Origin of the sequence: Enterobacter sp. Crenshaw (assembly GCF_024734705.1) — a bacterium.
Classification (GTDB): Bacteria; Pseudomonadota; Gammaproteobacteria; order Enterobacterales; family Enterobacteriaceae; genus Enterobacter; species Enterobacter asburiae_B.
Window position 1 is genome coordinate 1,733,203 of record NZ_CP102932.1, and the last position, 13,799, is coordinate 1,747,001.

At 57.7% G+C, this 13,799-nt stretch carries 9 protein-coding genes; 6 read left to right on the forward strand and 3 right to left on the reverse strand.

The window, feature by feature from the left end; translation table 11 throughout:
* Window positions 1–457: 457 nt before the first annotated feature.
* Window positions 458–3,904, reverse strand: coding sequence for a transcription-repair coupling factor (mfd, locus tag NWV12_RS08200; RefSeq protein ID WP_023311167.1), 3,447 nt, complete (start codon window positions 3,902–3,904; stop codon window positions 458–460).
* A 149-nt stretch (window positions 3,905–4,053) separates the two neighbouring features.
* Entirely contained in the window at window positions 4,054–5,127 is a 1,074-nt protein-coding gene (locus NWV12_RS08205) for an acyltransferase family protein (protein ID WP_048979227.1), read from the reverse strand.
* A 256-nt stretch (window positions 5,128–5,383) separates the two neighbouring features.
* Between NWV12_RS08205 and lolC the strand changes: the two genes are divergently transcribed.
* From lolC to cobB, 5 genes are read left to right on the forward strand one after another with little or no spacing between them, the layout of a single operon-like run.
* Window positions 5,384–6,583, forward strand: a complete 1,200-nt coding sequence (lolC, locus tag NWV12_RS08210; RefSeq protein WP_048979228.1) for a lipoprotein-releasing ABC transporter permease subunit LolC — start codon at window positions 5,384–5,386, stop codon at window positions 6,581–6,583.
* A complete protein-coding gene (gene lolD / locus NWV12_RS08215; RefSeq protein WP_008500772.1) occupies window positions 6,576–7,277 on the forward strand; it encodes a lipoprotein-releasing ABC transporter ATP-binding protein LolD in 702 nt (233 codons plus the stop codon). Before lolC ends, lolD begins: the two co-directional genes overlap by 8 nt.
* A complete protein-coding gene (gene lolE / locus NWV12_RS08220) occupies window positions 7,277–8,521 on the forward strand; it encodes a lipoprotein-releasing ABC transporter permease subunit LolE (RefSeq protein ID WP_048979229.1) in 1,245 nt (414 codons plus the stop codon). Before lolD ends, lolE begins: the two co-directional genes overlap by 1 nt.
* Window positions 8,522–8,574: 53 nt before the next feature.
* Window positions 8,575–9,486: an N-acetylglucosamine kinase gene (nagK, locus tag NWV12_RS08225; RefSeq protein ID WP_048979230.1), complete on the forward strand. Its 912-nt coding sequence runs from the start codon at window positions 8,575–8,577 to the stop codon at window positions 9,484–9,486.
* Window positions 9,487–9,500: 14 nt separating this feature from the next.
* Window positions 9,501–10,322 (forward strand): Sir2 family NAD+-dependent deacetylase, encoded by an 822-nt coding sequence (gene cobB, locus NWV12_RS08230; RefSeq protein ID WP_045888802.1) that lies wholly within the window; start codon window positions 9,501–9,503, stop codon window positions 10,320–10,322.
* A gap of 45 nt (window positions 10,323–10,367) precedes the next feature.
* Here cobB and NWV12_RS08235 read toward each other — a convergent pair whose 3' ends face one another.
* Window positions 10,368–12,299 carry a methyl-accepting chemotaxis protein gene (locus NWV12_RS08235; protein WP_039261923.1) on the reverse strand — a complete coding sequence of 644 codons (1,932 nt, stop codon included), beginning with the start codon at window positions 12,297–12,299 and terminating at the stop codon, window positions 10,368–10,370.
* Window positions 12,300–12,535: 236 nt separating this feature from the next.
* Between NWV12_RS08235 and NWV12_RS08240 the strand changes: the two genes are divergently transcribed.
* The gene (locus NWV12_RS08240; protein WP_048979231.1) at window positions 12,536–13,765 is read left to right on the forward strand and encodes an EAL and HDOD domain-containing protein; all 1,230 of its coding nucleotides are present in this window, start codon (window positions 12,536–12,538) and stop codon (window positions 13,763–13,765) included.
* The last annotated feature ends 34 nt before the right edge of the window (window positions 13,766–13,799 follow it).

Below are 13,799 nucleotides of genomic sequence, written 5' to 3' on the forward strand. Positions count from 1 at the left end.
GGCTAACAGGGGGAAGGGATCCCCATAAAATAATGCCTGAACGGACGACCCTCTCTCCCTTGAGGGAGAGGGTTGGGGTGAGGGGGAACATACGGCTCTGGTGGTCATTCCGTTCACTTCATGTTCCTTGCTACTCTTTAACGACATAACCGGTGAACGAGCCAGGGTGGCTCAATCGCCACCACCCTGGTGACCCGGGCTCCCGGCAGTAAATCGCCGCTTCGCGGTGCCCTCGGCTTATTCCTTCCGGCTTATCGGGGACGGGCGGAGGCAACGTCCATGTAAAGCCCGCCCTCCCGGCGCATCCCTGCGCCTCGCCCCGGCCTGCAAGGAAACGCCTCAGCGATTTACAGCCGGACCAGGGGGGCGCTGTAAGCTGTTCATTCCCGGAAGCAACTTTCATCGCTTCCGGTTAATAAACTACATGAAACTCCTCAGCTAACAGGGGGAAGGGAGGTTATGCGATCGCGTTCTCTTCCAGCTGGCGCATAAAGTTACGCACCCAGTCCATACGGGTTTTGCGCTCCGTCAGTTCCTGGGTAAATTTGAGACGTGTTGGACCATCCAGACGGAAATGCTGCGGCTGTTTTTGCAGCAGGCCGATCAGCCACATCGGGTTGACGTGATTCTTCTCGGCGAATTCAATCACGCCGCCTTTTTCATTGCCTTCAAGCTTGCGGATCCCCAACTTTTGCGCCTGCTGGCGCAGCCTCGCGATATCCAGCAAATTTCTCGCCGGATCGGGCAGCAGACCAAAGCGGTCAATCAGCTCCACCTTGATCTCTTCCAGCTCGTTTTCCTTCTTCGCGCTGGCGATGCGCTTGTAGAACGACAGTCGGGTATTCACGTCCGGAATAAAATCGTCCGGCAGCAGGGAAGGCATACGCAGCTCGACCTCGGTCTGCTGGCTGGTAAGATCTTCCAGCGACGGCTCGCGTCCGGCCTTCAGGGCATCAACCGCGTTCTCCAGCAGCTCCATATAGAGCGAGAAGCCGATGGTCTCCATGGAGCCGCTCTGGTCTTCACCCAGCAGCTCGCCGGCACCGCGGATCTCGAGATCGTGCGTCGCCAGCGCAAAGCCAGCGCCCAGGTCTTCCAGCGAGGCGATGGCTTCCAGACGCTTTTGCGCGTCGGTGGTCATCGCTTTCGGATGCGGCGTCAGTAGCCAGGCGTAGGCCTGATGGTGCGAACGCCCGACGCGGCCGCGCAGCTGGTGAAGCTGCGCCAGACCAAAGTGATCCGCACGCTCAATGATGATGGTGTTTGCCGTCGGAATGTCGATCCCGGTCTCAATGATGGTGGTACACACCAGCACGTTAAAACGCTGGTGATGGAAGTCGTTCATTACCCGCTCCAGCTCGCGCTCGCGCATCTGCCCGTGACCGATAGCGATGCGCGCTTCCGGCACCAGCTCCGCCAGCCTGTCCGCCGCTTTCTGGATGTTTTCCACGTCATTGTAGAGGTAGTAGACCTGACCTCCGCGCAGCACTTCACGCAGAATGGCCTCACGCACCACCAGATTATCGTACTCGCGGACAAAGGTTTTCACCGCCAGACGGCGCGCAGGCGGCGTGGCGATAATTGACAGATCGCGCATGCCGCTCATCGCCATGTTGAGGGTTCGCGGGATTGGCGTTGCGGTCAGAGTCAGGATATCGACGTCGGCGCGCATCGCTTTGATTCGCTCTTTATGACGCACCCCGAAGCGGTGCTCTTCGTCGACGATCAGCAGCCCCAGATCTTTCCACTTCACGTCGCTTTGCAGCAGCTTGTGGGTGCCGATCAGAATATCGATTTTGCCTTCGCTGGCCTGTTCGAGGATCTGCGTCTGTTCTTTGGTGCTGCGAAAACGCGAGAGCATCTCGATACGTACCGGCCAGTTGGCGAAACGGTCGCGGAAGTTATCGAAGTGCTGCTGAGCGAGCAGGGTGGTCGGCACCAGCACCGCCACCTGCTTGTTGTTTTCCACCGCAAGGAAGGCGGCGCGCATCGCCACTTCGGTTTTGCCGAAGCCGACGTCGCCGCAGACTAAGCGGTCCATGGCCAGCGGCTGGCACATGTCGCTCAGCACGGCGTTGATGGCCTGGGCCTGATCCGGCGTGGTTTCAAACGGGAAGCTGTCGCAGAACAACTGGTACTGTTCTTTATCGTGCTTAAAGGCGAAGCCCTGTTTGGCCGCGCGCTGGGCGTAGATATCCAGCAGCTCGGCGGCCACGTCGCGTACTTTTTCCGCCGCCTTCTGGCGCGCGCGCGCCCAGGCGTCGCCGCCCAGCTTGTGCAGCGGCGCATTCTCTTCGGCACCGCCCGCGTAGCGGCTGATCAGATGCAGGGACGATACTGGAACATACAGTTTGGCGTCGTTAGCGTAGGTCAGCATCAGGTATTCACCTTTGATGCCACCCGCTTCCAGCGTGGTCATCCCCTGATAGCGCCCAACGCCGTGTTCCAGGTGAACAATCGGCTGGCCGGGATGCAGCTCGGCCAGGTTACGGATCAGCGTGTCCGGGTTGATGGTCCGACGGCTGTCCTGACGGCGACGCGCGACGCGCTCGCCCAGCAGGTCGCTTTCGCAAATCAGCGCCAGGTTGTTGAGCGTGTCGATGAACCCGTGCTCGGCGGCGCCAATCATCAGGTAACGACCGTTTCCGGTCGCTTCGCTCAGACGCAGGATGCGCTTCGGCGCCACTTTGATGCGTCCCAGCAGCTCACCTAACGCTTCGCGGCGGCCTTCACTCTCAACGGAGAACACCACCGGGCCGGTGAATGACTCCAGGAACTTGCGCAGATTATCCAGCGGAGATTTCTGCTGCGCCTGAACGGCCAGGTCCGGCAGCGTCCGGAAGGCGAGGTTGGTATTGGCGGCCTTATCGGCAAGCGAATCGGTTTTCAGCTGCATGCGCGGCCAGCGCTTCAGCTCGGCGTTGAGCTCGTCGGTGCGCAGCCACAGCGCTTCCGGCGGCAGCAGCGGACGCATCGGATCAACGCCACGGTTTTCAAAGCGCGCGCGGGTTTCGCTCTCAAAGCGGCTGGCGCTGGCGTCGATATCCCCGGTGTTGACAATCAGCGTATTCGCCGGGAAGTAGCTGAACAGGGCAGGCAGCGGCTCGTTGAAGAACAGCGGCTGCCAGTATTCGATCCCGGCTGGAAGCGTGCCTTTACTGACCTGCTGATAAATATGTTCCGCGTCGCGCTTCACCTCGAACTTATCGCGCCACTGGCTGCGGAACAGCTCGATAGCGGTTTTGTCCGTTGGGAACTCATGCGCGGGTAGTAAATTGATGGACTCTACTTCCTCCAGCGTGCGCTGCGTGTCAGCGTCGAATACGCGCAGGCTGTCGATTTCATCATCAAAGAAATCCAGACGATACGGCTGGTCGCTGCCCATCGGGTAAAGGTCAAGCAGCGCGCCGCGGGTCGCGTATTCCCCGTGCTCCATCACCTGGTCGACGTGGCGATAGCCGGCACCGTCAAGCTGCGCGCGCAGGGCATCACGGGACAGACGCTGGCCCTTTTTCATCACCAGCGCGTGACCGTGCAGATAGCTGTGCGGACAGACGCGCTGCATCAGGGTGTTCACCGGCACAATCAGCACGCCGCGCTGCATGGTCGGCAGCTGATAGAGCGTCGACAGGCGCGAGGAGATAATCTCCTGATGCGGAGAGAAGCTGTCATACGGCAGCGTCTCCCAGTCGGCCAGGCTGAATACCAGGCTATCGGTGAACTGGCGAATTTCGTCGTGCAGGCGCAGGGCGTTTTGCATATCCGGGGCAACCAGAATCACCGGGCCTGGGTGACGCTCGGCGATTTCCGCCACCAGCGTGGCGCACGCCGCGCCCGTGAGTTCACCCAGCTGGCGCTGGTCGCCCGCTTTGACAGGCAAGGAATAACGATAGTGTTCAGGCATGGCTATGTCAGAGTCTCTTATGGATATACCAACAGTATTGGGGCATATCACTGATACGCAATGTCTTTATTATCCTCGATCGTTTTACATAAGCAAATCGTAACCGCACGGCAGGGCTAAACGCCCCCGAAACGGGGGCGGAGAGGGCATTAACGCGTTGAAGGTGACAGGGTTAGCGTAGACGGAGGAGAGAAGAACACGTCCCCAAACAGCGCGGTGGAGATTTTACGCACTCCGAGCCCGGCAAGGGTACAGATAAGCAGGCTGGCAAACGGGTAGACCAGCACCAGGGTGAGCTCTGCCCAGACCGGCCACGAGGCGGCATTCATTTCGCCAATCAGGAACAGGCTAAAGGCCTCAATCAGGATGCGGTGGGTGGTATAAATCGCAATGGTATTGGAGCCAATCACGTTCAGCAGATTGTTCGGGTTAACGGCGTAGCGCTGCTCAAGGCTGTAGAACAGCTTCATGATCAACACAATCGACAGCAATGAGAGCAGCAGCGGAACGTTAGCAAACCACAGCACCACGGAGACGGCGGCGAAAGCCCCGGTTGCCAGCCAGATGCGGCGCAGGTTGACGCTTTTCATCCACGCCATCAGCGCTGCGCCATACCACGCCCCGAGGCTGTAGTAGATCATGTTGCGGACCACGCTGTTCATCCCCCACCACGGCAGCGGCATGAAGTTAATCGCGATGCTCGCCAGCGCCAGCAGTCCCAGAACCGGCAGCTTCCAGCGGCTCAGCAGTTTACACAGCGTGAAGTAGACCACCAGGGCATACAGATACCACAGGCTGGTGCTGGCGGTGAGCATACCCCGTACAAATCCTGAGAGAGACTCGGCGTAGGCCGCGTTCGACGCGGTGGCAAGCTCACGCTCGGGCGCCAGCCAGGCGTTCAGGTGGGTCAACGCCTGCCATTGCAGAACGCCCCACAGCGCCAGGACCCAGACAATGCTCCAGATCCGCTTGTCGAGACTGGTTCGCCAGTCCACTTCGTCAATATAACGACGGATCAGATAGCCGGAGATAAAGAAGAAGACCGGCATACGAAACGGTGCGAGATAGAGGTTAAAATAGACCCAGCATTTGGCGAGAAGGCCGGAGAGCGGGTGTTGTAGCCCGATCAGATGCGGATAAAACGTGATAACCGAATGATAGATAACCACCAGGCAGATACACAGCCCTTTTATCTGGTTAATCCATAATGCTTTTTGCTTCATTATTCGCCACTACCTTATTGCCATAAACGAACGAGCAATTGTTGTAAAACGAAGCCGGGATGTAATGGGTAACAGTCTGTATCCGGCGGTTTTTCGGAAAAGGTGGAGGTTGCGAGGTGAGTATTCAGACAATAGCACCCTGATTTATCTGAATTTTTCGGAAGAATGATTACCAAAGCTTACTGTTTCAGTCATTTACGCTTAACGGATTCGCTTATATACTCGTGGGTCTGCTATCAGCAAACAGACGGATTTCATGTATCAACCTGTCGCACTCTTCATAGGCTTACGTTACATGCGTGGGCGCGCCGCGGACCGCTTCGGTCGCTTTGTCTCCTGGCTTTCGACTATTGGCATTACGCTTGGCGTGATGGCACTGGTGACGGTGCTTTCCGTCATGAATGGCTTCGAACGCGAGCTGCAAAACAACATCCTGGGGCTGATGCCGCAGGCCGTTCTCTCATCATCCAACGGTTCGGTTAACCCGCAACAGCTGCCGGAAAGCGCGGCGAAGTTACAGGGCGTCACGCGCGTCGCGCCGTTGACGACCGGCGACGTGGTGCTGCAAAGCGCCCGCAGCGTGGCGGTCGGCGTGATGCTGGGTATCGACCCGGCGCAAAACGATCCGCTGACGCCGTATCTAGTTAACGTGAAGCAGACCGATCTGGATGCCGGGAAATACAACGTGATTCTGGGTGAACAGCTTGCCGGACAGCTTGGCGTCAACCGCGGTGACCAGCTGCGCGTGATGGTACCTTCTGCCAGCCAGTTTACGCCGATGGGGCGCCTGCCAAGCCAGCGCCTGTTCAACGTGATTGGTACCTTTGCCGCCAACAGCGAAGTCGATGGCTATCAGATGCTGGTAAATATCCAGGACGCTTCACGCCTGATGCGCTACCCGGCAGGGAATATCACCGGCTGGCGCCTGTGGCTCGACGCGCCGCTGAAGGTCGATACCCTCAGCCAGCAAAAACTGCCGGACGGCACCAAATGGCAGGACTGGCGCGAGCGTAAAGGCGAACTGTTCCAGGCCGTGCGGATGGAAAAAAATATGATGGGGCTGCTGCTGAGCCTGATCGTGGCCGTGGCCGCATTTAACATCATTACCTCGCTGGGCCTGATGGTGATGGAGAAGCAGGGCGAAGTCGCCATTCTGCAAACCCAGGGGCTCACGCCGCGCCAGATTATGGCGGTGTTTATGGTGCAGGGGGCCAGCGCAGGCATCATCGGCGCGCTGCTCGGCGCCGTGCTGGGGGCCTTGCTTGCCAGCCAGCTTAATAACTTAATGCCGATCATCGGCGCCCTGCTTGACGGCGCGGCGCTGCCGGTGGCTATCGAGCCGCTGCAGGTGGTCGGTATTGCGCTGGCCGCGATGGCCATTGCGCTGCTTTCTACGCTTTATCCTTCCTGGCGCGCTGCCGCCACTCAACCCGCTGAGGCTTTACGTTATGAATAAGATCCTGTTGCAATGCGACAACCTGTCCAAACGCTATCAGGAAGGCACTGTGCAAACCGACGTGCTGCACAATGTGAGCTTCAGCGTGGGCGAAGGCGAGATGATGGCGATTGTCGGCAGCTCCGGCTCGGGTAAAAGTACGCTGCTGCATCTGCTGGGCGGGCTGGATACGCCAACTAACGGCGACGTGATTTTCTCCGGCCAGCCGATGAGCAAAATGTCCTCTGCGGCGAAGGCAGAGCTGCGTAACCGCGAGCTGGGCTTTATCTACCAATTCCACCACCTGCTGCCTGATTTCACGGCGCTGGAAAACGTGGCGATGCCGCTGCTGATTGGCAAAAAGAAACCGGCAGAAATTAACGCCCGCGCCAGCGACATGCTGAAAGCGGTAGGGCTGGGCCATCGCGGTAACCATCGTCCCTCTGAGCTTTCCGGCGGCGAACGCCAGCGCGTGGCGATTGCCCGTGCGCTAGTCAACAACCCGCGTCTGGTGCTGGCGGATGAGCCTACCGGTAACCTGGATGCCCGCAATGCGGACAGTATTTTCCAGCTTCTGGGCGAGCTGAACGCCTCGCAGGGCACCGCGTTTCTGGTCGTAACCCACGATCTGCAGCTGGCAAAACGCATGGGGCGTCAGCTTGAGATGCGCGACGGCCATCTGAACGCGGAACTGACCCTGATGGGAGCAGAGTAATGGCGTCACCGTTATCGTTACTCATCGGTTTACGTTTTAGCCGCGGCCGCCGTCGCGGCGGCATGGTGTCGCTGATCTCCGTCATCTCGACCATCGGTATTGCGCTCGGTGTGGCGGTGCTGATTGTCGGCTTGAGCGCCATGAACGGTTTTGAGCGCGAGCTGAATAACCGCATTCTGGCGGTAGTGCCGCACGGGGAGATCGAGCCGGTTAACCAGCCGTGGACGAACTGGAGCGATGCGCTCGCCAAAGTCGAAAAGGTGCCGGGCATTGCCGCGGCCGCGCCCTTCATTAACTTTACCGGGCTGGTGGAGAGCGGGGTAAACCTGCGCGCCATTCAGGTAAAGGGGGTTAACCCCGCCCAGGAAGCGCGTCTCAGCGCGCTGCCAAACTATGTGCAGAACGGCGCGTGGGCCAACTTTAAGGCCGGCGAGCAGCAGATCATCATGGGTAAAGGCGTGGCCGATGCCCTGAAGGTGAAGCAGGGCGACTGGGTGTCGATCATGATCCCGAACGCCAGCGCCGACCACAAGCTGCAGCAGCCTAAGCGCGTGCGCCTGCACGTCACCGGTATTCTTCAGCTGAGCGGTCAGCTTGACCATAGCTTTGCGATGGTGCCGATGGAGGATGCGCGCCAGTATCTCGACATGGCTGACAGCGTGACGGGCATTGCCATTAAGGTGAACGACGTCTTTAACGCCAACAAACTGGTTCGCGACGCGGGCAGCGTGACCAATAACTATGTCTACATCAAAAGCTGGATCGGCACTTACGGCTATATGTACCGTGATATCCAGATGATCCGCGCCATCATGTATCTGGCGATGGTGCTGGTGATTGGTGTGGCGTGCTTTAATATCGTCTCGACGCTGGTGATGGCGGTCAAGGACAAGAGCGGCGACATCGCCGTGCTGCGTACGCTGGGGGCGAAAGACGGTCTTATTCGCGCCATCTTCGTCTGGTACGGTTTGCTGGCGGGGCTGTTCGGTAGCCTTTGCGGCGTGGTGATTGGCGTGGTGGTTTCCCTGCAGCTGACGCCGATTATCAACGGGATCGAAAAGCTTATTGGTCACCAGTTCCTGTCGGGTGATATCTACTTTATTGACTTCCTGCCGTCTGAACTGCACTGGCTGGACGTTTTTTATGTGCTGGTTACAGCACTTTTACTGAGTCTGCTGGCAAGCTGGTATCCGGCGCGTCGCGCAAGCCGAATTGATCCGGCGAGGGTATTAAGTGGCCAGTAATTACGTCATGATCTAGCGGCTTTCGGGCCGCCAGGTTAAAAGAGGAATGCGTTATGTATTACGGATTTGATATTGGCGGCACCAAGATTGCGCTAGGCGTGTTTGATAAAGACCTCAAACTACAGTGGGAAACCCGCGTTCCCACGCCGCGCGAAAGCTACGACGAATTTTTAACCGCGATTGCCGCGCTGGTGGCGCAGGCCGATGAACGCTTTGGCGTGAAAGGCAGCGTCGGCATTGGCATTCCGGGTATGCCCGAAACCGACGACGGCACGCTGTATGCCGCCAACGTGCCTGCCGCCAGCGGTAAACCGCTCCGCGCCGATCTCTCTGCCCTCCTTGAACGCGACGTGCGTTTAGACAATGATGCTAACTGCTTTGCGCTCTCCGAAGCCTGGGACGATGAGTTCCGTCAGTATCCGCTGGTGATGGGTCTGATCCTCGGCACCGGCGTCGGCGGGGGAATTGTGATCAACGGGAAGCCAATCACCGGGCGCAGCTACATCACCGGCGAGTTTGGTCATATCCGTCTCCCGGTGGATGCCCTGGAGGTAGTGGGGCGCGATTTCCCGCTGACCCGCTGCGGCTGCGGCCAGCACGGCTGTATTGAGAACTACCTCTCCGGCCGCGGGTTTGCATGGCTTTACGAACACTTCTATCATCAGAAACTTGAGGCCCCTCAAATCATTACCCTGTGGGAGCAAGGGGATGCGCAGGCGCGTGAGCACGTCGAGCGTTATCTGGATCTGCTGGCGGTGTGTCTGGGAAATATTCTCACCATCGTCGACCCGGATCTGCTGGTGATTGGGGGAGGGCTGTCAAACTTTACCGCGATTACGGAACGGTTGTCCGGGCGTTTGCCCCGACATTTATTGCCGGTTGCCCGCGTGCCGCGTATTGAACGCGCGCGACACGGGGACGCAGGAGGCATGCGCGGAGCCGCATTCCTTCATCTCACCGATTAGTTTACGAGGTTTCTATGCTGTCGCGTCGCCAGGGTCGACTCAGCCGTTTTCGCAAAAACAAACGCCGCTTGCGTGAGCGCTTGCGCCAGCGGATTTTTTTCAGAGACAGAATAATGCCAGAAGCGATGGATAAACCCAGAGTGGTGGTGCTGACCGGGGCGGGGATCTCCGCCGAGTCAGGAATTCGAACCTTCCGCGCGGCGGACGGGCTGTGGGAAGAGCACCGCGTGGAGGATGTAGCCACGCCGGAAGGCTTTGCCCGCGATCCGGATCTCGTCCAGGCGTTTTACAACGCCCGCCGCCGTCAGCTTCAGCAGCCTGACGTCGCGCCGAATGCGGCGCATCTGGCGCTGGCGAAGCTCGAAGAGGCGCTCGGCGATCGTTTTCTGCTGGTGACGCAGAATATCGATAACCTGCACGAGCGGGCCGGTAACAAGAACATCATCCACATGCACGGCGAGCTGCTCAAGGTTCGCTGCGCCTGGAGCGGTCAGGTGCTGGACTGGCAAGAGGACGTGCTGCCAGAGGATAAGTGCCACTGCTGCCAGTTCCCGTCGCGCCTGCGTCCGCACGTGGTCTGGTTCGGCGAAATGCCGCTGGGAATGGATGATATCTACAGCGCGCTGGCGATGGCCGACGTGTTTATCGCCATCGGCACATCCGGTCATGTTTATCCGGCGGCGGGGTTTGTCCACGAAGCGCGGCTGCACGGTGCGCATACGGTAGAACTCAATCTTGAGCCAAGCCAGGTGGGCAGCGAGTTTGAAGAGAAACACTACGGTCTGGCAAGCACGGTCGTACCGGAGTTTGTCGACAAGCTGCTGAAAGGGCTGTAACGGCAATCGCCAGAAAAGGCACCCGTCCAGCGGGTGCCTTTTTATTTATGAATGGAAGAACGCCAGCGTCTTCTCGAGCGATTTAGCCTGCTCATCCAGCGAGAGCGCCGCCGCAGAGATCTGCTGAACCAGCGAGGCGTTCTGCTGGGTCGTGCTGTCCATCTGGTTAACGGCGGTGCTGACCTGGCTAATCCCGCGATTTTGCTCGTCCAGCGCCTGAACGATATCGTTGATGACCAGATGCACATGCGATACCGCTTCAATCACCTGTTTCATCATCACGCCGGTTTCATTGACCAGCTCAACGCCTTTGCTGACGCGCCCTGAGGACTCGGCAATCAGCTGAGAGATCTCTTTTGCCGCGTTGGCGCTTCGCTGGGCAAGATTGCGCACTTCCCCAGCGACAACCGCGAAGCCGCGCCCCTGTTCGCCTGCCCGTGCCGCTTCAACGGCAGCATTCAGCGCCAGGATATTGGTCTGGAAGGCGATGCCATCGACAATGCTGTTAATCTCGCCGATCTTACGCGCGCTCTCATCAATCTCCCCAATCACCACGACCACGTCGTTCACCAGCGTTTCGCCATGCCCGGCGAGGTTCGCGGCGCGATCGGTCAGCGTGGTCGCCTTGTGGGCGTTGTCGGCGTTATTCTTCACCGTGACCGAAATCTCTTCCATGCTGGCTGCCGTTTCAACAATCGCAGCCGCCTGTTCCTCGGTTCGCGAGGCGAGGTCCAGGTTGCCCGCCGAAATTTCGCTGGTGCCGCCGTGCACGGAGTGGCTGGCTTCGCTGATGTTGTCGACGATGCGCTTGAGCTGCATCTGCATGGTGTGCAGGGCGTAAAAAATGCTGTGGGTATCTCCGGAACGCACCGGGATGGTGTTGTTCAGGTCTCCCCGGGCAACGGCCAGAGCGATTCCGGCGGCCTCCGAAGGTTCGCCCCCAACCGGACGGTCAACTTTGCGGGTGAAGATCTGTGCCATGACCAGGCTAACCGCCACGATGCTTAACACCATCATGATGATGGCTTTCAGTAAAAATGCGCGCGCTTCGGCCATCACTTCGCTGACCGGCGTGATAATGGCGAGTTTCCACGGCGTCTGGCTATTACCGACGGCGATGTCCTGCCAGGTGATAAACACGTCCTCCTTCAGCAGCGGATCGTTAATGCGGGTGACGTCATGACCGGCAATCTGACCGGCGTAAGGCTTGCCCGCCGCGCGCTTGTCCGGGCTGGACACCACGTTATGACCTGCGGAGAGGAGCAGGGCATAGCCCGTGCCGTTCCACGGTTTAATCGCGCCGATCGTCGATTGCAGCGTGGCGAGAGAGAAGTCAGAGGTGACCGAGCCCAGAAACTGACCGTCACGCATGATGGGGGCGGCAATCGAGGTGAGCATCACGTCCACGCCGTTGTAGGGATAGATATAGGGTTCGATGATCACATCTTTATGGCGTTGTTTCGGCAGCAGATAATAATCGCCGCTGCCGGGCGTTTCGATGTCCGTCAGCAGGTGTAATGCCGGTTTGCCGGTGGCGTCCCGGTCAACGTAGCGGGCGTAGCGCCCGGCAGGATCTTCACCGCTTTGACCGGCCCAGACGGCATCTTTATCGTCGAACGCGTTAGGCTCAAAGGCCATCGACATGGAGAGAAACTGCGGGTGAGCCGAAAGGTAGTGGATGAGCAGCTGGTTCAGGCTCTGACGATCGGTCACGCCCGCCTCGCGCAGCGCCAGGGCGCTGTTGCCCATATCCCGGGCGGCAGTCAGGGCAGAATCCAGCTGTTTGCTGACCTGCAACGCTTGCACTTCAGCAATCTGGCGGATATGTTTTTTGGCCAGAACCTCCTGCTGTGCCATCCACTGCCACATCATAAACCCGATCGTTGCCGTAAAGCCCACCGTTACAGTGAGGAAAATGGACAATAGCATCAACGTCTTGACTCTTATTTTTTTTCTTTGGACCACGGCGTCTTTCATTCTCATCTCCCGTAATATCGTGCATGTCGGGCAGGCACATATTCCTTATCGGATATTTTCTCCTCTTTCTGTAGAGCGCCAGGGATATTTAATTTAAATTTTGATTTGTAAATCCGGTTAATTAGTGTGGATGCTTTTATTTTGTGCATTCAATCAAAATAGTGCTCGATAAAGCTCGTTATCGTCGTGTAGAAAGAGGATGCTAATAAATATAAAGTTGTAGAGGAGGATGGGATATGTACGGATTTATTGCGCGACAACCCATTTTTAACCCTGAGATGAAGACGGTGGCCTACGAGCTGCTCTTCAGAGATGGGATGACAAACCGTTTTCCGGACGTGTCGGCGGAATATGCCACCTCCAGGATGATATCAGATCAGTTTTTATGCGTGCCGTCCCAGCGCATCGCCGGGGCACATACGTCGTTTATTAATTTCCCTTCGCGGATGGTCATAGACCGCAGTGGAGAAGCGCTGGATAAAGAGAGCGTGGTCATTGAGATCCTGGAAGATGCTGTGCCGGGAGCGGAGCTGTTGCAGGCCGTCAGGGAGATGAGTGCGGATGGTTATCAGTTTGCGCTTGATGATTTCACCCTTGCTCCAGAATGGGATGCTTTTTTACCCTATATTTCAATACTGAAATTTGACGTCAGAAATTATACCTTAGCGCAAATTAAACAGTATCTGAAAGAGCGTAAACATTTAACCGGGCATATTAAATATCTCGCTGAAAAAATTGAGACTAAAGAGGAATTCAGCCAATACAGGGAAGAGGGATTCTCGCTGTTTCAGGGCTATTTTTTCTGCCGTCCGGAGATCATTAAATATAAACGGCTATCGCAAAATCAGCTGGCAATTTTTCGGCTGCAAATGGAGGTTGGGCGCAATAAGCCTGATTTTCGGATCGTCGAGTCGTTGATTAAAACCGATCTCACGCTGTCCTGGAAAATCATGCGCTACATGAAGCACACCGCCTTTAAACATATCGGTGCCTGTAATTTCAGCAAGTTAACCCTGAGCGAAGTTCTCAGATACCTTGGAGAAAATCAGCTGAGACGGTTTGTTGCCGTCGTGGTCCTGGCGAGCGCAGGCAATGACACCGTCAGCGAGCTTTATCCGCTGAGCATGATGCGCGGCAAGTTCTGCGAGCTGATAGCCGGGACGATGAACGAACCGGCGCTGGCTGAAAATGCCTTCATGTGCGGCCTGTTTTCGCTGCTCGATACCCTCCTCGAACAGCCGATGGCCGAGTTGATGAAGCAAATTGCGGTCCCGCAGAGCGTGAGCAATGCCCTGTGCCACCAGGAGGGACGTTTAGCCGATATGGTGAGCCTGTGCCGTTACTATGAACAGCAGCAGTGGGACGAGGCGACCCGGGTTCGTCAGGCGCTGGGTCTGTCGGATGAGGATGTGGTTGAGGCGATGAGAAAGGCGACGATCTGGGCTGGGGAGAATGCGGTCAGTTAATCCTCCTCACGCCGCACGTACGGCGTGAGGAAGA